Consider the following 19,606-nt stretch of genomic DNA (forward strand, 5'->3'; position numbering starts at 1 on the left):
GTGCTCCCATAGAGTCCGTGTCCGCGCCCGTCCATGATCGAACGATCGCGGCGGCGTCCGATCTGTACGCGCGCGGCCGGGCCGCCGCGTCCGACCAGCGGCCCGGCATCGCGGTGCGGTTGTTCCGCAGCGCGCTCACGCGGCTGGCGCGCGTCGCCGATCCGCTGCCCGAACACCGGGAACTGCAGGTCCGCGTCCTGGTGAGCCTCGGCGCGGCCGAAGCCGAGGTCGCCTCCACCGACGCCGGTCTCGTGCACCTCGAAACCGCGCGGCAGCTTCGCGACCAGCTCCCGGAGAGCAAGGTCGCCCGCCAGCTCGGCTTGTTGGTCACCGGCCAACGCGCGGTGGTGCTGATGCGCGGCGGCCGGTTCAGCGAATCGCTGTCGGTGTACGACGCCGTCATCCCCGGAATCGAGGCCGAGTTCGACGACAGCCGCCGCACGCTGGTCGTCATGCTCTTGAACCGCGCGCTCGTGCAGATGGCGCTCAACCATCCGAACGCCGCGCAAGCCGACCTGGAGCGCGCGCTCGGCTTCGCCCGCGAAAACGGGCACACCCTGCTCGAAGGCAAGATCCGGCAAAACCTCGGCGACCACGCACAGCTCATCGGCGACGTCCCGCAAGCCCTGTCCAGCTATGAACAAGCCGCGCGGATCCTCGTCACCGAATCGCCCGGTTCGATCCCGCTGATCCGGCTCGACCAGGCCCGCGCGCTGCTCACCGCGGGTCTCGCCGACGAGGCGGGCAGGCACCTCGACGAGGCGCTGCCGGAGTTGCGCGCCAACGGATCCGGCCAGCACATCGCGGAAGCCGAGGTCGCGCGGGCCGCGGCCGCGTTGCTGGAGGGCGATTTCGCGTTGGCGCGAAAGTCCGCGTCGGACGCGCGGCGCCGATTTCTCCGTCGCGGCAATCGAACGTGGGCCGAGATCGCCGGTCTGGCGCGGTTCCGGGCGGAAGCGCAGCAGGTCCTGTCAGACCGCGAAGGGCGCTCTACCTCGCGGTTGCCCGCTGAACTCGTCTCGATCGCCGAACGCCTGGCCGCGCTTGGACTGCGGGACGAGGCGGCGGTCGCGCGACTCTTCGCGGTGCGATTGCTGATCCGCCGCAAGGAAATCGCCGAAGCTTCGCTTGTCCTCACCCACGTGCCCGCCCCGCGCGCGACGTCGCCGGTCGACCACCGGATGCTGTTCCGGTTGTGCAGGGCGGAACTGGCTGTGGCCGAAGACCGGCCGCGCGCCGCGCTCGCGCAGGCCCGCGCCGGACTGCGCGAACTCGGCACGATCCGCGACCGGATGGGCGGGCTCGACCTGCTGTGCGGCACGGCCGTGCACGGCGAGGAACTCGGCAGGCTGGCGATGCGGCTCGTGCTGCGGCGCGCGCGGCGGAACGCGGCCGGCGCACGCCGGATGTTCGCCTGGCTCGAACGCACCCGGGCGCAGGTTTACCGGTACGAACCGCTGCCGGTGATCGAGGATCCGGTGCTGGCCAAGCACATCAACGAGATGCGGCACGTCCAGCGCACCATCCAGCGCACCCGGCTGGAAGGCGAGTCGGTGAAGGCGCTGGAGCAGCGGTACGCCGAACTGCAGCGCGAGGCGACCAGGCTCGGCTGGTACACGAGCCAGTGGGGCCGTCCGCGGCCGGTCGCGACGCCGGACGAGGTCGTCGCCGCGCTGGGCGATCGCGTACTGGTGAGTTTGGTGCCCTACAACAACCAGCTGTACTCGGTGGTCGTCGACCGCGGGACGTTCCGGCTGCTCAAACTGGGTCCGCTGGACGACATCGTGGAGACCGCGACCCAGCTGCACGCCGACCTCGACGCGCTCGCGCCGGACCATCTGCCGCCGATGCTGGCCGAGACGGTGTCCGCGTCCGCGCGCCGCCGGGCGGAGAAGCTCGACGCGCTGATTTCCGCGTCGCTGGTCAAAACTCTCGACGACCGCGAGCTGGTGATCGTCCCGATCGGCCAGCTGTACGCGATGCCGTGGGGCGCGTTGCCGTCGCTGCGCGGGCACCCGGTGTCGATCGCACCGTCGGCGACCGCGTGGATCACCGCGAAGCGTCCGGCTGCGGACGGTCCGGTGCTGCTCGCGGGCGGTCCTGGCGTGCCGGGCGCGGTCGGCGAGGTGAGCAAGCTGCGCTCGGTGTACCCGGACGCGCGGCTGGTCGAGGGCGACGCCGCGACGAGTGCCACGGTCCTGACCGCGCTGGACGGAACCCGCTTGGCGCACCTGGTCGCGCACGGCGCGCACGAGCCGGCGAACGCGCTGTTCTCCCGCGTCGAACTGGTCGACGGCCCGTTGTTCGCGCACGAGACAACCCGGCTCGTCAATCCGCCGGAGCGCGTGGTGCTGGCCGCGTGCGAGCTGGCGATGAGCCACATCCGGCCGGGCGAGGAAGCACTGGGCTTCGCCGGAACACTGCTGGCGAGCGGGTCGAAGACGGTCATCGGTGCGGTAGCGCGCGTCGGCGACCGAGCGGCGGCGGACACGATGGCGGACCTGCACCGGCGGCTCGCCGAGGGGACGTCACCCGCGCTGGCACTGGCCGAAGCGATCGCGGTGGACCCGATGCGGCGGCCGTTCGTGTGCCTCGGAGCTGGCTGACTCGTGAGCGGCTACGCCGGTTCTAACCGGCATAGCCGCTCACGAGACGGGCTCAGCCCAGGAAGTCGGCCAGCGGAACCGGCGTCAGGCCGTCCTTCTTGGCCTGGGCGATGAAGGCTTCGTAGTCTTCCTTGAACGTCTTGCGGAAGTGCATCAGCACGATGTCGCCCGGGCGGAGCTTGTCGCCGGACTGGAACTGGACGACGCCGTCGTTGACCGAGGCGGTCCACAGGACGCTCGCGCGCATGCCGCACATCGCGGCGGCCTTCAGCGTGTTCTGGTCGAAGTTGCCGAACGGCGGGCGGAACAGCGTCGGGCGCACGCCGAGCGACTTCTGGAAGTCGTCCGCGTCGTCGCAGATTTCCTTTTTCTGGAACTCGAGCGGTTTGCCCTTGAGGTTCGGGTGGTTGACCGTGTGGTCGCCGAGCACCGCGCCGGTCGAGTCGAGGATGGCCTTGAAGTACGCCTCGTGGCCCTTCACGTACCGGTTGTTCAGGAACAGCACCGGATGCCCGCCGGACTGCTGGATCAGGCCCTGCGCCGACGGGTCCTTCACCGCGCCGTCGTCCATGGTGATGAAGACGTACGGTTTGTCGGTCTGGATGCGGCGGATCACCGGGACCTTGCCGTCCTGGACCGCCGGAGCCTTCTGCTGCACGGTGCCGAACGGGTACGGCCCCGGCGGCGGACCCGGTTTCTGGGCGCCCGGCGCGGGGTTCGCCTGTTCCGGGGGTTGACTCGAGTCCGGGCCGGAGCACGCGGACAGCACCAGCACACCGGCCAATGCCGCCGCCAGCCAGCGTTTCGCCATGCCGCTTCCTTTCCCTCGGGGTCACCCGAGGGGGATGACGTCTGTGCTCCGGCATTCGTTGATCGTTGTGGTGCAACGCACCCGGTCAGGCAGCCTGATTGCCCGCTTTGGCCAGCTGTGTGGCCAAAAATCCGATCACACCGCGCAACGTGGTGAGGGCTGCCGGCCCCGTTCCGGGGATGCGTTCGGCGAACGAACCCGACCACCGGAGGTCCGTGCCGCCGTCGGCGTTCGGCGTGAACATCACCTCCGCACGATAGTCGCGGACCGGGCTGAAACCGTCGAATGTGTAGACGTGCCGCCGATCCGGCACGTATTCGAGGGTCTTCTCGCGGAGCAGAACCGGCCACAATCCGACTTCCCGGACAGCATCGACACCGCCGTCGTCGCCGCGGGTCGCCCACCGGGACTGCCACACGAGCGGCCGCGCCCAGGTCGACCACTGAGTCCCGTCGCTTTCCAGCCGGAACAGCACCGGCGGAGCGGCGGCGCTCACGCGGTTCACCTCGAACGAATACCTGCGACCCGGCATGAAAGCTCCTTGAAGACGTTGTTGACCGTGCGACAAATCAATCCCGGACGGCCCCGGTAGGTCAAGATGGTGCGGTGAGCCGCCCCGACTTCGCCGCGCCGCACTGGCTGACGCAACTTCTGCGTTCCAAACCGGTTCCCATTCCGTGGAACATGGTCGCCCGTGCGGTGGTCGCGCTGGCCACTCCGCTGGCGGTCGCGTACGCCGCGGGCGACATCGCGGTGGGCGCGCTGATCTCCACCGGCGCGCTCCCGACCGTGCTGTCCGAGGCGGCCGGGGCCTATCGCTACCGCGCGCGCCGGCTGGGCGGGGCGACGTTCGCGGCCGGGGTCGGGTACCTCGTCGGCCTGCTGACCGGCGGCATGCCCGCCTGGTCGATCCCGGCGATCGTCGTCATAGCGGCGATTTCCGCGCTCATCAGCGCCGCGGGCAGCAACGCTTCGGTGGCCGGGCTGCAGATGTTCGTCTTCTGCGTCCTCGGCACCGCGCAGCACGCGACCGGCGTACGCACCGAAGTGCTCTTCGGCTTCTTCTGCGCGGGCGCTGGCTGGGGGCTGCTGGTCGCGCTCGGCACCTGGACGCTCCGCGCGACGAGCCCCGAACGCACCGCCGTCGCGCAGGTTTACATCGAACTCGCGGCGATGCTGTCGGCCGAGGACGAACCGACCTCGCGGGTCGCGCGCCACCAGCTGACCACCGCGATGAGCACGGCGTACGACCGGTTGCTGGTCGCGCGCTCGTGGCTGTCCGGTCGAGACGCGACGTATCGCCGGCTGCTGAACCGGCTGTCCGCGACGACACCCGCGGTCGAGGCGTCGGTGGCGATGGTCAACGCCGGACAGCGCCCGCCGGACGAGGTCATCGACTACCTGACCCGCGTCGCCGCGTCGGTGCTGGCGAGCCAGCCGCTGCCGCCCGCGCCCGAGCTGCCGGACGAGAACGCCGACGCGGTGGTCAGCGCGCTTTACGCCGGACTGGCGCGGATCGGGAAGCTCGACGACCGCAAGCGCCGCAAGAAAGTCTCGCTGCTGCGCCGCTTGCGCGAGTGGGCGAGCGGCCTCTCCGGACCGCTGACCTGGCTCGCGACGCTGCGGCTCACGCTGTGCGTCGCGGTGGCCGAAGTGGTGGCGCTGATGGTGCCGTTCGAGCGGTCGTACTGGATCACGCTCACCGTCGGCGTGGTGCTGAAACCGGACTTCGGCTCGGTGTTCGGCCGCGCGGTGCTGCGCGGGATGGGCACGGTCGCCGGGGTCGGGATTGGCGCGGTCGTGCTCGCGTTCGGCGCGCGCGGCTGGGTGCTGGTGGTGCTGATCGCGGTGTTCGCCGGCGGGGCCGCGGTCGGGAAGGTGCGCAACTACGGGATGCTCGGCACGTTCGTGACGCCGCTGATCATCCTGCAGATGGACCTCGCGAACACCGGCAGCTGGACGGTCGTGCTGGCGCGGCTGGTCGACACCGTGATCGGCTGCGTGATCGTGCTCGTCGTCGGCTACCTGCTGTGGCCGGGTTCGCGGCGGCCGACCGTCGGCGGGCGGCTGGCGGACAGTTTCGACACGGTCGCCAAGTACGTCCGCACCGCGATGGTGCTGAACTCGACCAGCGAATCGCGGCTCGCCCGGTCGCGGGCCCGGCGCGGGGCGTACCGCGCGCTCGCGGACCTGCGAACGGCGTTTCAGCAGGTGATCGTGGAGCCGTCGCCGGCGGGACGGCAGGCGGTGGCGTGGTGGCCGGTGATCGCGGGGCTGGAGCGGGTGACCGACGCGGTGACCGAGGTCGGCGTGACCATCGGCGAGGGCGCGCCCGCACCGTCGCCCGCGGACATCGAGCTGCTCACGGACGCGCTGGCGGAGCTGTCTTCCGCGGTCCGCGAGCAGCGGGATCCGGATTCGGTGCCGATGCCGGACAACCCGCGCCTAGCCGGAGTGGTGGACCAGCTCGGCTCGACGTTCGACGCGGTCCGCGGGCCGGACTTGGTGGAACGGTCCCCGCTGCGGCTGGTGCGCCGGTTCCTGCCGTACCACCGGCGCACCTGAGCCGCGCACCTGCGAGAGCGCCCCGATGCCGCATTGGGGCGCAACCGGGCCCAACCTGGAGGCGGAGGAGTTACTGCTGTCCGCCGGGCTGGCCGCCCTCGGGCTTGGGGCCGTCTTCCGGCTTCTCGCCGCCTTCTTCGTGCTTACCGGTGACCTTGCCAAGCAGGTCCTTGGCCTTGTCGATGCCGCCGTCGATCTGCGAGTCGTGGCCGCTGACCTTGGACTTCGCGAATTCAGCCGCCTTCTCGAGACCCTGCTCGAGCTTGCCGCTGTTCTCGCGCAGCGCCTCGGTCGCCTTGTTCTTGAGCTCGTCGAAGTTGATGCCCATCGAATGCCTCCCCGGGGTTGGGATTGAGAGGCTTCAATCGTCACACACCAGGCGTTCCAGGCAAGTCAAGACACTTCGCCGAGTGCGACGGCTCCGTCCAGTCCGGTGATCCGGCCGCCGCGTTCGCCGAGCGCGACGAGCCCTTCGCGGGCGTCGGCGGCGGTGAGGTCGACGCGGACGCCGGACTGCGCCGCGTCGCGGGCCGCTTCCAACGCCAGTGCGCCCTCGTGACCTGCGTTGATGGTCGCGGCGAGGCCGCCGGTGGAGGCGAGCGAGCCGCGGGCCGCGCCGAGGCGGCCGAGTGCGTCGTCGACGATCGGGAGCAGGGCGTCGCGGTTGCCTTCGGTCATCGCGCGCACCAGGTCCGGCGACGATCCGGCGACGCGGGTCCCGTCGCGGAACGAACCGGCGGCCAGCGACATCGCGAGCGGGCCGCCCTGTGCGCCGACCGAGGCGAGGATCGCGGCGAACAGGTGCGGCAGGTGCGAGATCCGGGCGACCGTCTCGTCGTGCGAATCGGCGGGCAGCGGCACGGCGTGCGCGCCGACGTCCAGGACAAGCCGGGTGACCTCGGCCCACGCCGTCAGGTCGGTTTCCTCTTCGACGCCGACGACCCAGGCCGCGTCGCGGAAGAGCATGGTGTCGCCGGCGAGCCAGCCGGAGCGCGACGTGCCCGCCATCGGGTGTCCGCCGACGTAGCGCGTGTACGGCGCGCGCCTGCGGACCGCGTCGAGCATCGGGCCCTTCACGCTGACCACGTCGGTGAGGATGCAGTGCGACGCGTGCTGCGCGACCTGCCGCAGCAGGTTCTCCACCGCGGGCAGCGGCACGGCGATGACCACGATCGCGTCCGCGGCCGCGGCCCGCTGTAGTGCGGCTTCGGCGTCGGTGGTGACGTCGTAGCCGCCGCGGCTCGCCGCGTCAGCGTCCACTTCGGACACTGTGGTTCCCCAGACGGTCCTGCCGCTCGCCGCGGCGGCTCGCAGCAGGGAACCGCCGATGAGCCCGAGCCCGATCACGCATACGTCTCGCACGGGGCCATCCTGCCAGTGCGCGCAAGCGGCTACAGGACGGCCGCCAGCCGGGTGCCCTGGTCGATCGCCCGTTTGGCGTCCAGTTCCCGTGCCTCGTCCGCCCCGCCGACCAGATGCACCGGCACGTCGCCGAGCGCGCCGGCGAGTTCCCGCACGGATTCCTGGCCAGCGCAAACCACCACGGTGTCGACCTCGAGCAGCCGCGGTTTCCCGTCGACCGTGACGTGCAGGCCGGCGTCGTCGATCCGGTCGTAGGAAACCCCGCTGATCTTTTCCACGCCCTTGGCGCGCAGGGCGGCGCGGTGCACCCAGCCGGACGTCTTGCCGAGCCCGGCCCCGATCGGCGACTTCTTGCGCTGCAGCAGGTAGACCTGCCGCGGCGACGGTTCGGGCTTCGGCTTGGCCAGTCCGCCGGGCGCGAGCGCGGGGTCGGTGACGCCCCATTCGGCCATCCAGGCGTCGCGATCCAACGCGGGCGACGAACTGTGCGTGAGGAATTCGCTGACGTCCACGCCGATGCCGCCCGCGCCGATCACCGCGACCCGCTCGCCGACCGGTTTGCCGTGCCGCACGACGTCGACGTAGGAAAGCACCTTCGGATGGTCGATCCCGGGCAGCGCCGGGACCCGCGGCGTGACGCCGGTGGCCAGCACGACCTCGTCGAACCCGGTCAGGTCCGCGGCGGTCGCCCGGGTGCCGAGGCGCACCTTCACACCGGTGACCTCGAGGCGTCGCGTGTAGTAGCGGATGGTTTCGGCGAATTCCTCCTTGCCCGGAATCCGTTGCGCGATCCCGAACTGGCCGCCGATTTCGTCGTCGGCCTCGAACAGTTCGACGTCGTGGCCGCGTTCGCCGAGCGCGGTCGCGGTGGCGAGCCCGGCCGGTCCGGCGCCGACGACGGCGATCCGCTTGGCGCGCCGGGTCGGGAGCAGGTTCAGGGTTGTTTCGTGCCCAGCCCGCGGATTCACCATGCAGGACACCGGTTTCCGGCTGAACGCGTGGTCGAGGCAGGCCTGGTTGCAGGCGATGCAGGTGTTGATCTCGTCCGTGCGGCCGGTTTCGGCCTTGCGGATCCAGTCCGGGTCGGCGAGCAGCGGACGGGCCATCGAGACCAGATCCGCGTCCCCGTCGGCGAGGGCTTGTTCCGCGACGTGCGGCAGGTTGATCCGGTTCGAGGTCACCACCGGGACCGAAACGTGCGGCTTCAGCTTGCCGGTGACCCAGGTGAACGCGCCGCGCGGTACGGACGTGACGATCGTCGGCACGCGCGCCTCGTGCCAGCCGATGCCGGTGTTGATGATCGTGGCCCCGGCCGCCTCGGCGTCGCGGGCGAGCGCGACGACGTCGTCCCAGCTCTGCCCGCCTTCGACGAGGTCGAGCATGGACAGCCGGTAAATGATGATGAAGTCCGGCCCGACTTTTTCCCTGGTGCGCCGGACGATCTCGACCGCGAACCGGCGGCGCTTCTCCGCGGTGCCGCCCCAGGCGTCGGTGCGCCGGTTGGTGCGTTCGGCGAGGAACTGGTTGATCAGATAGCCCTCGGAACCCATGATCTCGACGCCGTCGTACCCGGCGTCGCGGGCCAGCGCGGCGCAATCGGCGAACGCGCGAATGGTGCGATGCACGCCGTACGCGGTGAGCGCGCGCGGGCGGAACGGGTTGATCGGCGCTTTGCGGCTCGACGCGGAAACGCTCAGCGGGTGGTAGGCGTAGCGGCCGGCGTGCAGGATCTGCAGCGCGATCTTGCCGCCCTCCGCGTGCACCGCGCTGGTCAGCAACTGGTGCTGTTTCGCCTCGGCCGGCGTGGAAAGCTTCGAGGCCAACGGCAACAACCACCCGGTACGGTTCGGCGCGAACCCGCCGGTGACGATCAGGCCGACGCCGCCGCGCGCGCGTTCGGCGTAGTACTCGGCCAGCTGCGGGAAGCGGGACGCGCGGTCCTCCAGGCCGGTGTGCATCGAGCCCATCAGGACGCGGTTGCGCAGCGTCGTGAAGCCGAGATCGAGCGGGGACAGCAGGTTCGGGTACTCGGTCATGTCAGTCCTTCTCGTCGGCCCGCAACGCGGTCAGGATTTCTTCCAGCCACTCGACCTGGCCCTCTTCGACCCGGATTCCGCCGCGCAGCACGAGGTATTGGTGCAGCGAACGGCCGCGGAGCCGGTCCGGGGCGGGGAAGTCACGCTTCTCGATCTGCCGGTACAGGTCGAGCCGCTCAGCGTGCGCGTCCCGATGCCGGACGATTTCTTCGGCGATGGCATTCGCGTCGCCGAACGACGCCCCGCGCAGCTTCACCGCCAACTCCTGCGGCCCAGCTTGTGGTGCCGGTTCGGCAAGCCAGCGCCGCAGTTCCATCCGGCCCGCTTCGGCGACGGTGTAGACCTTCTTGTCCGGCCGCCCGTCCTGGACCACTATGTCGACGGCGACCTGACCGGCCTCTTCCATTCGCTTCAGTACGCGGTAAATCTGCTGGTGGGAGGCGCTCCAGAACAGCCCGATGGACTTCTCGAACCGGCGCGCCAGCTCGTAGCCCGAGCCGGAGCGTTCCGACAGCGAGACGAGGATCGCGTGCTCCAGTGCCATGCCGGACAGTGTCATATGCAACTAGGTGCAGTGCAACTGAGTGCAATCCAGGTCACCCTGGGGCTTGCCTAGGTTCAGGCCCGCAGGTCGGCTTCGATGGCGCGCAGCATCCGAGCGAGGTCGTCGGCACCGGCGGGGCTGATGCTGAGCCAGCCGTCGGTGACCGCCGCGGTGAACCGGCCTTGTTCGGTGTCGATCCAGTAGGGCGGGTGTTCGTTGCGGACGCGTTCGGTGCCGCGGCGGATCGCGACGTACAACCGTCCTACGTGGATTCGGGGCGCCTGCATCCACTCGACGGCGCGCCGTGCGTCGCGGGCGCTGTTGGTGCGGGTCGGCGGCGGATTTCCGGCGAGCACGGCGCTGTAGTCGGCTTCCGAGCAGGACAGCGAATGGAGGTTCGACGCGGGCGGAGTGCCCGGCAGCGCGGAGACCAGTTCCCGGGCAGCGGATTCCGCGGTGCTGGGGAACAGGGTGATCGTGTCGTGGTCGGCGACGGCGAGGATCGCGTCCCGTCCCGCGGCCGCGGCCTGAAGAGTCACGTCGCGGCCGTTGATGCGCGCCCAGCAGTAACGGTCGACGGAGGGTCGTTGCAGGAGCCCGATGACGTCGGCGAAGTCGCGGACCGGCCAGCCGGTGGCGGCGAGTTCGGCGTCCGCTTTCGCGTCCTGCTGGACCTGCTCGTCCGGCGGGTACCACTTTTCGCCGCCGATCAGCGTCGGATGCGGGTCGGAACGGTCGATCCGGCGGACCAGATTCTGGTAACTGTCACGGGAAAACCGCAGGGGGCTCCGGAGCAACGTCAGGCTCCGATGGTGGGCGGGGTCGGGCGCATGCCGTCGGGGTAGCCGCCGAACAACTCGTCGACGTCGTCGTCGAGGTAGGTGACCTTTCGCTGGTGCTCCTCGTCTTCGGTGCCTTTGCCCTTTCCGGCACCAGCGCCCATGCCGCCCACGCCCGGCGATCCCTTGGCACCGGTCCCGCCGACGGTGCCGGGACGCGCCGCGCTCTGGCCGCTCGCTGGGGTCCCGGTACCGGTTCCCGCCCCTGCGCCGAGCTGCGGTCCGCTGCGCGACCCGACGTTGCCTCCGTTACCGGTCCGTCCGCCGACGCTGCTCTCCCCGCTGCCGCCGGGAGCGCCGAATCCGCCAGTCGGGAGACCGAACCCGCCGCCTGTCGAATCCGTGCCGCTGGTGGCCGGTCCGAATGTCGGCAGCCGACCGGAGCCGAACCCAGGCGCGTCGCTGACCGGTGCCTTAGGCGTGTACCCGGCCGTAGTGGTGGAATCCGGTGCTGAGGCGTGCTCCGCAGGGGAGTTTCCGCTGTCCGGAAGGTGGGAGCCGGTTGCTGGTGGCGGCGCGGAGCTGCTGACCGGGCTGGACCCGAGGATGCTGCCGCTGGACGTGTACCCGCCGCTGGGGCTGGGCGCGTGCCCGGTGCCGGGGTCAGGCGTGTGTCCGCCGCCGTGGAAGCCCCCGCTGTACCCGCCGCTGCTTCCGGTTCCGCCAGTCGGGCTGGACGTCCCGCCGACGCTCGGCGCGGAACCAACCGCGATCCCGGCCGGAGCGGCATTCAAAACCGGATAGTCCTTGGCCGAAGAATTGCGATTCCCGTTCGTGGTGGCGACGTAAGATCCGTAGGCTTCTTTATTGTTTTTGTCGGCGTCATCCCACCGCGCTGCGGATTTTTCCGAATCACTCGCGCCGAATGGACTGTAGCTGGCCAAATCGTTGGTATCGGGACGGTTCGCGTCCATCGGAGTGAGCTTGTTGAGCGTGCTGTGAAAGCCGCCGTTCTGGGCGGTGAGGGATTGAGCGCTGCGGCCGAGGTCCTCCGACGCCTGCTGGGAAGTTTCCAGCAGCGGGGTGAGCCCAGCCTTGGCCTTGCCCGCCGCGTCGCCTTCCCAGGAGGCGTCCATCTTGCCTTGCAGCCGGGCAATCCGCGTCACGAGCTCCTCGTGGGCGGATTTAAGCGCTTCGGCCGCCTGCTGGCCAGAATCGAGGGAGGCGGTGTTACCGCCGTAGCGGTGCATCCGGGCGTAGACGTCCGCGCCGGTGTAGCCGTCCGGCATCAATGGCCTCCCTTCTGGAGGTATTGGATCACGTATCCGGCTACCTTTTTGCCGACTTCACAGCTGTCGGCGAAAGGCTTCTTGAGACTGTCGAGGTTGACGTTGATGACGTAGGTGAGGTCATTGCGCAGTCCGACGGTCATCGTGCAGAGCCCTGCCGGAGAATTGCTAGCCGGGTCGTAGATGACCCCCGGGTAGCCCGCCACAGTGAAGGGCTCGAACTTGGTTAATGCACCGGCCTTCTGCTGGCCGTAGATGCCGCTAAGGCCACTGTGGCTCGGATCCTTGGTTACCACGGTTCCGCCTACAGAGGACGGTCCATCGTCTGTAGCGAAACGCCAGCCACAAGTCGGTCCGGTCGCGCCGTCGGGTTGAGGGGCTGTGTTCTTAAACGGAGCGCCCAGGCTCGTGACCTGGTCCGCGTTCATCGCGGCGCAGGGGTCCTTTTCCAGCGCCGTCGCGTCGAGTGGTGCGGGCACTGATGGCGCACCGAACTGGGGTCCCGCAGAACTGGAAGGGGGAGGCGCCGTGGAAGTTGCGTTGCCAGGCTCGCCGGAACAACCGCTGAGCAGGACTGCGGCGAGCGCGAACGTGAACGTGGCGGCGTAGCGGCTATTCATCGCGAGGGGTTGACGCCTTTCAGGTGATCCGTTGCCTGGTGCTCTTGCTTTTGGTAAGTATCCAGGGCCTGTTGAAACGCGTCCTTCTGACGCTGGAGTTCGGCCACCACGCTGTTGAGATAGTTGTTGTACGACCGACCTGCCGCGTTGGCGTCTTGCACATAAGCGATGCTGGCGACTTCATCACCCATTGGCACGAAAGAAGTCAAGGCTCGAGCCTGCTGGCGAGGGTCGAGTTGAATCCAGTCGAGGATGTCGTCGATCTCGGTGACGATCTCCTTGAGCAGCTCCGGAGTCAGCCGATACCCGCCACCACCGCTGGACATGCCTTCATTGGCCTTCGCCTGTGCATCGGCGGCTTCCTTCGCCGCCTGCTCCGGCGTTTTGTCCCGGACATACTTGTACCCCGGCACCAACGGACCCTGCATGTTCGCAGGCAGGTGTCTGACGCGCTCGACGTCGTCATCAGTCACGAAAGCCTCCCCAGCTTCCTCACCGAACAATACGGACAGTATCACGGTTGTCTGCAGACGGTGACAGAATCACCGGTCTTGATGATCACGAATCGGTGCTGCCGGTGCGAGATTGCCGCGAGCGAGAGACCCGCAGGGCCGCAGCACAAGTCAGGCCGCCCGCGGGGACAGGGCAAATCGGGTCGATCCAAGCCAGGGAAAGGATCAAGATGGAGGAGTGCACCCGGTCCTGGAACTGCTCACCACCCGAATCGCCGAAGGCAGCGTGCCCGGGCAGCGAACAGACGGCCGCAGGCTCGCGCTTGCCGTCGAGGGCGGCAGCAGTCGGGGGACGTACTCCAGCGGGATGGTGCTCGCGCTCGACGAACTCGGTGCCACCAGTGCGTTCGACGACGTCTACGGTGCCTCCGCCGGTGCGCTCAACGCGGCGTGGCTGTTGTGCGGCCGCTCCCGGACCGGCGTGCGGACGTGGTGGAATCCGGCCGTCATGCGGCGGATCATCAACCCGCTGCACACCTTGCGCGGCCGGGCGGTGATCGATCTCGAGTATCTCGTGCACCAGGTCTACTCGGTGCTCGAACCGATGGATTTCCCCGCGATACTGGCGAATCCGGTCGGCTTCCATCCGCTCGCCACCGACGCTGACACCGGCGAGTCGACTGATCTGCGTCCGTTCATCGAGGACGTCGACGGGATCAAAACAGCGCTCGCGGCGTCGTCGTGCATGCCGGTGTTGGCTGGGCCGCCGATTGCGATGGGTGGGCGGCGGTTCGTGGACGCGGGGATCGCCGAGCCGTTGCCGTTTCGTACCGCGCTCGCGCAGGGGGCGACGGACGTGCTGGTGTTGCGGACCCGGCGCGAGGACGAGCATCCGGTGCCTCCGCCGCGGGTGCGGGATGTGGTGGTGCCCCGGTTTCTCCGGAGGCACGCGCCGGGCACCATCGATGCTTGGCGGACGCAGTATCACCGGGATCTGGAGGACGAGCGCCAGTTGCAGGAAGATCCGCGGCTGGCGAGTGTGCGGCCGCCCGCTGGTGCGCCGGATGTTGTGGTGCTGGAACGGGATCCGGCTGTGCTGCGGCGTGCGGTGGAGTTGGGGCGGGACGCGGTTTACGCGGCGTTGGAAGGCTTGCGCAGGGCGTCGTGACTACGGGAGCGGACCGTCAATCGTTGGGCGGCAAGGGAAACGGCGAGGTAGAGCAAGATTGAAGCGCTGCCGAGGCCGCGGGTGGAATTGACTGCGTCGACGGCGAAGTCCAGTCCTAAGTGGATGCCGAAGGAAATCAGCCACAGAGCGGCGGTCAGCCAATTGCCTTGCCGCCACAGGGTTCCGTCGGAGTGCCAGATTCGCATGGTGTATCCGCGGGCTATGCCGAAGCCGCCAGCTGCCACGAAACTGGTGGCTAGCAACAGGATCGCCGCTGGGGTCGGGGTGGTTGTCGCGATGGCGAACCCGAGTGAGGCGGCGCCTAGCGCGCTGATGACGAGCAGGACTACCGGCGGGCGGTCGGCGCGGCGGGCTTGCAGTTGTCGCCAGATCAGCCAGGTCAGGACGACCAGGCCGATCAGGATGTTGTCGAAGGTGTTCGGCACGGGGACCACAGTGCCGGGCCGGGGCCGTCCCGCGCCTCCACCCGGGGGTGGAGGCCGGGTGGGAAAACCCTGTCAGGCCTGCGGTTTGCGGGCCACGCCGCCGATCACGCGCGACTCCGACGGCGCCTTCGCGAACACCGTGTCGGCGTCCGGATGCCACGCCGGCGCGTACACCAGGCCCGGTTCGAGCAGCGGCCAGCCGCCGAAGAAACGCTCGAACTCCGCCTTCGTGCGCAGGATGCCCGGGTTCGTCGTCGACTCGTAGTACTTGATGATGTCGACCAGCGCCTGGCGTTCGTTGTCGTCCACCGGGTTTTCGTTGGTCATCTGGGAAAGAACGAGCAACGAGCCCGGCGCGAGCTGCTTGCGGTAGAACTCGAGGATGCCGTCCGGGTCCTGCTCGTCCTTGATGAAGTGCAGCACCGCGTTGACGATCAGCGCCACCGGCTGCCGGACGTCGATCACGTGCGAATCGGCGACCCGGTCCCACAATTCGGCGGGCTGCAGGAGGTCGGCGGCCATCGCCTGGTGCCGGTCCTCGTCCGCGGTGTCGGCGAGCAGCACCTGCGAATGCGCGAGCGCCACCGGCTCGTTGTCCAGGTACAGCACGGAAGTGTCGTGTTCCGGGCGTTCGTCGTCGGCCACCTCGTGCACGTTGCCCGCGGTGGGCAGGCCGGAGCCGATGTCGACGAACTGCCGGATGCCCTCGCGCACGCACTGGCGCACCGCGCGGCCGAGGAACTGCCTGCTGGTGCGGCAGTACTCGCCCATCAGCGGCAGCCGTTCGCGCACCTTCTCGGCGAACATCCGGTCGATCGCGTAGTTGGTGGTGCCGCCGATGAAGTAGTCGTAGACACGGGCCGCCGACGGCCGGTCCAGACTGGCTTCCACCGCGCGCAGTGCTTCGTCCTGTGTGCTCATCGCCGTCCTCACGCTCGCCCTGGCGCTCATGCTAACCATGGCGCCCGGGTCAGCTCGGCCGGTAGGACTCCCGGTAGGCGTTGACCGACGCCGTCAGCTGGTCCATCGCGGCGCGCATCCGGCCCAGTTCGGCGTTGTCCAGGTTCATCGCCGCTCCGACGTGCGGCGGGATCCGTTCCGCCTTGGCGCGCAAGGCGGATCCCTCCTCGGTCAGCCGGATGCGGACCGAGCGCTCGTCGTCGGACTGGCGTTCGCGCTTGATCAGCCCGGCCTTCTCCAGCCGCTTGAGCAGCGGCGACAGCGTGCCGGAGTCGAGGTTCAGCGCGGCTCCGAGTTCCTTGACCTGCTGCTCGTCCTGCTGCCACAGCGCGAGCATCACCAGGTACTGCGGATACGTGAGGTCGAGCGGTTCCAGCAGCGCGCGGTAGAGCGCGGTGACCGCCCGGGAGGCCGAGTACAGGCCGAAGCACAGCTGGTCGTCAAGCAGCAGCGAGCCGGTTTCCCCGGCGTCTGGGCTGGTCATCGGTCGCCTCCCGCGAGTTTCTCCTGCCAGCTCTCCATCCTCTCTCGGCTGGGCCGCGAGGGCAACTCAAGTGCTCTAGATCTCATTGAGCAACATTAAGTTGTGCACAACTAAGTGGAGAGCTATGTTTGTGCGGTCCGACCGATCCGCTACCGGAGGAAGCCATGACCGCGAACCCGCAGAACCTCGTCCTCGAACCGGCCGCCCAGGCGTTCGCCGAGGCCACCGACCAGCCTCCGTACCTGTTCCAGCTCCCGCCCGCCGAGGGCCGCAAGGCGGTCGACGGCGTCCAGGACGGCGACGTCGAACTCGCCCCGGCCGACATCGAGACGCTGACCGTCCCGGGCGGGCCGAACGGCGACGTCGAGGTCCGGATCGTCAAGCCGCGGGGCGTCACCGGGGACCTGCCGGTGCTCGTCTACATCCACGGGGCCGGCTGGGTCTTCGGCGATTTCCACACCCACGAGCGGCTCGTCCGCGAACTCGCCGCCGGAACCGGCGCGGCTGTCGTTTTCCCGGAATACAGCCGTTCGCCCGAGGTCCGCTACCCCGTCGCGATCGAAGAGAACTACGCCGCCGTGAAGTGGGTTGTCCAGCACGGTGCGGAGAAGGGGCTCGACACCACGCGAATCGCGATCGCGGGCGACTCCGTCGGCGGAAACATGACCGCGGCGCTGACGCTGATGGCGAAAGAGCGCGGTGACGTGAAATTCCTGCAGCAGGTGCTGTTCTACCCGGTCACTGACGCTTCGTTCGACACCGAGTCGTACACCAAGTTCGCCGATGGCTACTTCCTCAGCCGCGAAGGCATGAAGTGGTTCTGGGACCAGTACACGACCGACGGAGCGCAGCGTGCCGAGATCACCGCTTCGCCGCTTCGCGCAACTGTGGAGCAGTTGACCGGACTGCCGCCGGCGCTCGTGATCACTGGCGAGGCGGACGTCCTTCGCGACGAAGGCGAGGCGTACGCCGCGAAGCTGCGTCAGGCGGGCGTGCCGGTGACGGCGGTTCGGTACCAGGGCGTGATCCACGACTTCGTGATGGTGAACGCGCTTCGTGAAACGCACGCGGCGGAAGCGGCGATCACTCAAGCGATCACGGTGCTGCGCGGCGCATTCGGCAACTAATCAGGGACGAACGGGCAATCCTGAGGTTTCGCTGAGTTTGTCGGGGCCATTCTGGCGTGATCGCCGTCACGTGATCACAACGAGGGTGGCCCCTCAAACGTATCTAGAGCAGCGGGTCCCGCCTTTCGGGCGCGCGATCGGTCCTGGAGGTTTCCCGTGCACCTGAGCGCAATCAGGTTGGATTCGCCCGTCATGCTCGCGGTGATCGGCGTGCTCGCGCTCCTCGCGGTCGTCTCGGTCCCGTGGTTTTGGGACAAATGGCGCAAGCGCAAGCAACTCGGCCGCAGTGCCACGGTGGTTGTCGCGCTGTGCCTCGTCATCGTCACCCTTGGCTTGACCGGCAACATGATCGGCGGATTCTTCCCGACGCTCGGCTCGCTGCTCGGGACCGGCGCGTTCGCCGCCGAGGGCATCGACGTCGAGGGCGGCGACAACGGCGTCGACCTCGGCCGGGCGCGCGACCTCGGCGTGGCGCACGCGCGGGTCGGCAAGGGGACCATCGCGCACGTGACGGTGACCGGGCGGCGCACCGGCCTGACCCGCGACGTGACGGTTTACCTTCCGCCGCAATACTTCCAGCATCCGTACAAGGCGATGCGGTTCCCGGCGATCATCTGGATCCCGAACTACCCGTCCGGCCCCGAGGTCACCACCGCCCCGATCGGGTACCACCTGCCCGAACAGCTTGACGCGGCGATTTCGAAGCATCTCCTTCCGCCGGTGATCGTGCTGATCCCGGACCCGACCGGAACGCCGAAAATCGGCCACGACACCGAATGCGTCGACGAGGTCAACGGAAGTCCCAACGACACCTATTTGTCCGCGGACGTCCGGGAATGGGGAATCCAGCGACTCGGCCTCAATCCGGACCGCCGGGCGTGGACGATCGCGGGCTGGTCGTCCGGCGGCTATTGCGCGCTGAACCTCGTGACGCGGCATCCGCAGTGGTACGCGCAGGCGGCGAGCGTGAGCGGCTACGAAAAGGCGCAAGTGGACGGTGAAACCGAGAACCTTTTCCGCGGCCGCAAGGACATCGAGAACGCGAACAACGTCAAGATCACCCTCCGGCAGCATCCGGCCCCGCTGGAACTGCTCGCGATCTCCGGCGAGAAGGAACAGAACGAAAGCCGGGCGGTCGACCAAATGCGCGCCGCCGCCCAGCCGCCGGTGCAGTTCACGACGTGGCGGATTCCGGACGCGGGCCACAACATGAACACGTTCAAGGCGCAGCTGCCGGACGTGCTGACGTGGATCGGGCAGCGGATCCCCGGCCCGTCGGCGCCAGGGCAGCGGGCCGACGTGACCGGCGGGGTGAAGCCGTGGCCGTTGCCGAGCACAGGCGCGCGGGGCGCGCTGACCGCGGTGGAGCAGTGACGCTCAGCGGATCCCGGGAAGGTGCTTGACCACTTCGGTGACCTGGGTTTCGGCGTCGTCGTAGCTGACCGTGCGGGGGTTCTCGGTGAGGACGGTGACGATGTACCGGTTGTCCTTGACCAGGCCTGAGGTGTGCAGGATGCGCCCGGGGTTGCAGCAGGACCAGCCTTGTTTGACCGCCCAGCGCACGTCGCCGAGAGCGTCCGGGATGCCGAAGTACTGACGGAAGCCGTCGGCTCCGTTTTCGGTGGCCTCGCCGAGGGCCTGGAGAATCGTCGTGCGGTGCTCAGCCGGTGCCCGGTCCATCAGGTAGCGGTAGACGCGCGTGATGTCGGCGGCGGTGATTTCGGTGTCGCCCCAGCGTCCCGGTGCCTTGGGCGGCCTCGTTTCAGCGAGGCCCATTTCGGTCACCGCTTCGTGGACGATCCTCGTCTCGCCGCCCGCGACCCACAGCTGGCTGGCGGTGTCGTCGTCGCTGCGGGAGAGCATTTCCCGCACGGTTCCCGGACTGCTGCCGCGGTCGAGTGCGTCGAGGGCGATGAGCAGCTTCACGAGGGATGCGGAGGTGTAGTGCCGGTGCGCGTCGAGGGAGACCGGGGTCGTCCCTGTGGTGCGGTCGTAGACGACCACGCTGACGTGCCCTTGCGGGACGAGCGCGGGGAGTTCGATGTTGAGATCCGCGCCTTGCTGGGGCGCGGAGCTGCCGGTGCTCCGCTTCGGGCCGGGGGTGCTCGAGTCGGAGGCAGGCGAGATGACGCCCGGCCCGTCCGTCGGTCCGGCGGCCGTGATCACCTGCCGGTACGGCTCGGCCTCGGTGGCCAGAAACGCGATGACCGCACCGAGAACGAGACCGAGCAAAAGGAACGTGTTCGCCCTGCGCATGCCCCGACTTCCCCGATCGAGTGATCAGGGTTCGCCGAATGGGGCGACTTTGTGGGATGGCTCTCGGTACCGGCCAGTACGCGTGACGCTCGGGCGGGCTG

Annotated in this window: 19 protein-coding genes; 5 read left to right on the top strand and 14 right to left on the bottom strand. The window is 68.9% G+C overall.

What is annotated here, in order from left to right; translation table 11 throughout:
• Window positions 1-17: 17 nt before the first annotated feature.
• Window positions 18-2,606, top strand: coding sequence for a CHAT domain-containing protein (locus PUT80_RS04810; RefSeq protein ID WP_238603557.1), 2,589 nt, complete (start codon window positions 18-20; stop codon window positions 2,604-2,606).
• A 52-nt stretch (window positions 2,607-2,658) separates the two neighbouring features.
• On the opposite strand, the gene PUT80_RS04815 is transcribed toward PUT80_RS04810, so the two are convergent.
• Window positions 2,659-3,417 carry a polysaccharide deacetylase family protein gene (locus tag PUT80_RS04815; protein ID WP_051728597.1) on the bottom strand — a complete coding sequence of 253 codons (759 nt, stop codon included), beginning with the start codon at window positions 3,415-3,417 and terminating at the stop codon, window positions 2,659-2,661.
• 85 nt (window positions 3,418-3,502) lie between these two features.
• The gene (locus PUT80_RS04820; RefSeq protein ID WP_275291211.1) at window positions 3,503-3,949 is read right to left on the bottom strand and encodes an SRPBCC family protein; all 447 of its coding nucleotides are present in this window, start codon (window positions 3,947-3,949) and stop codon (window positions 3,503-3,505) included.
• 74 nt (window positions 3,950-4,023) lie between these two features.
• Here PUT80_RS04820 and PUT80_RS04825 point away from each other — a divergent pair, with 74 nt between their 5' ends.
• Window positions 4,024-5,982 (top strand): FUSC family protein, encoded by a 1,959-nt coding sequence (locus PUT80_RS04825; RefSeq protein ID WP_275291212.1) that lies wholly within the window; start codon window positions 4,024-4,026, stop codon window positions 5,980-5,982.
• Between the two features lie 70 nt (window positions 5,983-6,052).
• On the opposite strand, the gene PUT80_RS04830 is transcribed toward PUT80_RS04825, so the two are convergent.
• The 8 genes from PUT80_RS04830 to PUT80_RS04865 form a co-directional block, all read right to left on the bottom strand.
• A complete protein-coding gene (locus tag PUT80_RS04830; protein WP_275291213.1) occupies window positions 6,053-6,310 on the bottom strand; it encodes an antitoxin in 258 nt (85 codons plus the stop codon).
• A gap of 65 nt (window positions 6,311-6,375) precedes the next feature.
• On the bottom strand, window positions 6,376-7,344 hold the full coding sequence (locus PUT80_RS04835; protein WP_275291214.1) for a prephenate dehydrogenase: 969 nt from the start codon (window positions 7,342-7,344) through the stop codon (window positions 6,376-6,378).
• A gap of 29 nt (window positions 7,345-7,373) precedes the next feature.
• Window positions 7,374-9,380 carry an NADPH-dependent 2,4-dienoyl-CoA reductase gene (locus PUT80_RS04840; RefSeq protein WP_275291216.1) on the bottom strand — a complete coding sequence of 669 codons (2,007 nt, stop codon included), beginning with the start codon at window positions 9,378-9,380 and terminating at the stop codon, window positions 7,374-7,376.
• Window position 9,381: 1 nt separating this feature from the next.
• Complete coding sequence (locus PUT80_RS04845) at window positions 9,382-9,924, bottom strand: PadR family transcriptional regulator (RefSeq protein WP_043837983.1); 543 nt, start codon at window positions 9,922-9,924, stop codon at window positions 9,382-9,384.
• A gap of 74 nt (window positions 9,925-9,998) precedes the next feature.
• Complete coding sequence (locus tag PUT80_RS04850; RefSeq protein WP_275291217.1) at window positions 9,999-10,721, bottom strand: ESX secretion-associated protein EspG; 723 nt, start codon at window positions 10,719-10,721, stop codon at window positions 9,999-10,001.
• Window positions 10,722-10,723: 2 nt separating this feature from the next.
• On the bottom strand, window positions 10,724-11,992 hold the full coding sequence (locus PUT80_RS04855; protein WP_275291218.1) for a WXG100 family type VII secretion target: 1,269 nt from the start codon (window positions 11,990-11,992) through the stop codon (window positions 10,724-10,726).
• On the bottom strand, window positions 11,992-12,612 hold the full coding sequence (locus tag PUT80_RS04860; protein ID WP_275291219.1) for a DUF3558 domain-containing protein: 621 nt from the start codon (window positions 12,610-12,612) through the stop codon (window positions 11,992-11,994). Before PUT80_RS04860 ends, PUT80_RS04855 begins: the two co-directional genes overlap by 1 nt.
• Window positions 12,609-13,085, bottom strand: coding sequence for a PE domain-containing protein (locus PUT80_RS04865; protein WP_275291220.1), 477 nt, complete (start codon window positions 13,083-13,085; stop codon window positions 12,609-12,611). The genes PUT80_RS04860 and PUT80_RS04865 overlap by 4 nt, the downstream gene beginning before the upstream one ends.
• Before the next feature lie 217 nt (window positions 13,086-13,302).
• Between PUT80_RS04865 and PUT80_RS04870 the strand changes: the two genes are divergently transcribed.
• The gene (locus PUT80_RS04870) at window positions 13,303-14,232 is read left to right on the top strand and encodes a patatin family protein (protein ID WP_275291221.1); all 930 of its coding nucleotides are present in this window, start codon (window positions 13,303-13,305) and stop codon (window positions 14,230-14,232) included.
• Here PUT80_RS04870 and PUT80_RS04875 read toward each other — a convergent pair.
• From PUT80_RS04875 to PUT80_RS04885, 3 genes are all read right to left on the bottom strand, one after another.
• On the bottom strand, window positions 14,196-14,678 hold the full coding sequence (locus PUT80_RS04875) for a hypothetical protein (RefSeq protein ID WP_275291223.1): 483 nt from the start codon (window positions 14,676-14,678) through the stop codon (window positions 14,196-14,198). The two genes, PUT80_RS04870 and PUT80_RS04875, sit on opposite strands and share 37 nt — an antisense overlap.
• 72 nt (window positions 14,679-14,750) lie before the next feature.
• The gene (locus PUT80_RS04880; protein WP_037807331.1) at window positions 14,751-15,599 is read right to left on the bottom strand and encodes an SAM-dependent methyltransferase; all 849 of its coding nucleotides are present in this window, start codon (window positions 15,597-15,599) and stop codon (window positions 14,751-14,753) included.
• A 49-nt stretch (window positions 15,600-15,648) separates the two neighbouring features.
• Window positions 15,649-16,122 carry a MarR family transcriptional regulator gene (locus tag PUT80_RS04885; protein WP_275291224.1) on the bottom strand — a complete coding sequence of 158 codons (474 nt, stop codon included), beginning with the start codon at window positions 16,120-16,122 and terminating at the stop codon, window positions 15,649-15,651.
• Window positions 16,123-16,286: 164 nt separating this feature from the next.
• On the opposite strand from PUT80_RS04885, the gene PUT80_RS04890 reads away from it, so the two are divergent.
• Together PUT80_RS04890 and PUT80_RS04895 are read left to right on the top strand one after the other, a co-directional pair.
• Entirely contained in the window at window positions 16,287-17,249 is a 963-nt protein-coding gene (locus PUT80_RS04890; protein ID WP_275291225.1) for an alpha/beta hydrolase, read from the top strand.
• A gap of 192 nt (window positions 17,250-17,441) precedes the next feature.
• Window positions 17,442-18,623, top strand: coding sequence for an alpha/beta hydrolase-fold protein (locus tag PUT80_RS04895; RefSeq protein ID WP_275291227.1), 1,182 nt, complete (start codon window positions 17,442-17,444; stop codon window positions 18,621-18,623).
• Between the two features lie 3 nt (window positions 18,624-18,626).
• Here PUT80_RS04895 and PUT80_RS04900 read toward each other — a convergent pair whose 3' ends face one another.
• The gene (locus PUT80_RS04900; RefSeq protein ID WP_275291228.1) at window positions 18,627-19,505 is read right to left on the bottom strand and encodes a hypothetical protein; all 879 of its coding nucleotides are present in this window, start codon (window positions 19,503-19,505) and stop codon (window positions 18,627-18,629) included.
• Window positions 19,506-19,606: the final 101 nt, after the last annotated feature.

The organism is Amycolatopsis sp. La24, from assembly GCF_029087445.1.
In the GTDB taxonomy this organism is placed as follows: Bacteria; Actinomycetota; Actinomycetes; order Mycobacteriales; family Pseudonocardiaceae; genus Amycolatopsis; species Amycolatopsis nivea.

Coding starts and splice junctions, on each gene's coding strand:
- PUT80_RS04885 (WP_275291224.1), bottom strand. CDS start 16,122: ATGACCAGCCCAGACGCCGGGGAAACCGGCTCGCTGCTGCTTGACGAC.
- PUT80_RS04880 (WP_037807331.1), bottom strand. CDS start 15,599: ATGAGCACACAGGACGAAGCACTGCGCGCGGTGGAAGCCAGTCTGGAC.
- PUT80_RS04860 (WP_275291219.1), bottom strand. CDS start 12,612: ATGAATAGCCGCTACGCCGCCACGTTCACGTTCGCGCTCGCCGCAGTC.
- PUT80_RS04840 (WP_275291216.1), bottom strand. CDS start 9,380: ATGACCGAGTACCCGAACCTGCTGTCCCCGCTCGATCTCGGCTTCACG.
- PUT80_RS04815 (WP_051728597.1), bottom strand. CDS start 3,417: ATGGCGAAACGCTGGCTGGCGGCGGCATTGGCCGGTGTGCTGGTGCTG.
- PUT80_RS04895 (WP_275291227.1), top strand. CDS start 17,442: ATGCTCGCGGTGATCGGCGTGCTCGCGCTCCTCGCGGTCGTCTCGGTC.
- PUT80_RS04820 (WP_275291211.1), bottom strand. CDS start 3,949: ATGCCGGGTCGCAGGTATTCGTTCGAGGTGAACCGCGTGAGCGCCGCC.
- PUT80_RS04830 (WP_275291213.1), bottom strand. CDS start 6,310: ATGGGCATCAACTTCGACGAGCTCAAGAACAAGGCGACCGAGGCGCTG.
- PUT80_RS04855 (WP_275291218.1), bottom strand. CDS start 11,992: ATGCCGGACGGCTACACCGGCGCGGACGTCTACGCCCGGATGCACCGC.
- PUT80_RS04890 (WP_275291225.1), top strand. CDS start 16,287: ATGACCGCGAACCCGCAGAACCTCGTCCTCGAACCGGCCGCCCAGGCG.
- PUT80_RS04900 (WP_275291228.1), bottom strand. CDS start 19,505: ATGCGCAGGGCGAACACGTTCCTTTTGCTCGGTCTCGTTCTCGGTGCG.
- PUT80_RS04845 (WP_043837983.1), bottom strand. CDS start 9,924: ATGGCACTGGAGCACGCGATCCTCGTCTCGCTGTCGGAACGCTCCGGC.